Genomic DNA, 255 nt, shown 5'->3' with positions numbered 1-255 from the left:
ATCCCAATCTGCTCAAACCAGGCCCGTCGCAAGTTGTCGCTACCGGTCCGGAACAGGTTTGGGTGGCCGATATCACTTATCTGTCCACCAAGCGTGACGATCCGGTCTATTTGAGTCTGGTGACGGATGCCTTCTCGAGAAAAATAGTCGGCTATCACGTGCATGGCAGCTTACATGCCGACTCGGTGGCTCAAGCTTTACGCATGGCTTTGAAGACGCGTCGAACATGCCAGAAACTGGTTCATCACTCAGATC

The 255-nt window shown here is 52.9% G+C and carries 1 protein-coding gene; it reads left to right on the top strand.

The window, feature by feature from the left end; all coding sequences use genetic code 11:
• Window positions 1-255, top strand: a 255-nt coding sequence (locus L6D74_RS29945) for a DDE-type integrase/transposase/recombinase (protein ID WP_236191729.1), incomplete at both ends; no start/stop codon positions are given.

This window comes from Pseudomonas pharyngis (genome assembly GCF_021602345.1).
In the GTDB taxonomy this organism is placed as follows: Bacteria; Pseudomonadota; Gammaproteobacteria; order Pseudomonadales; family Pseudomonadaceae; genus Aquipseudomonas; species Aquipseudomonas pharyngis.
Note: the sequence above shows the minus strand (reverse complement) of the source record. Positions and strands in the feature narration are given on the sequence as shown.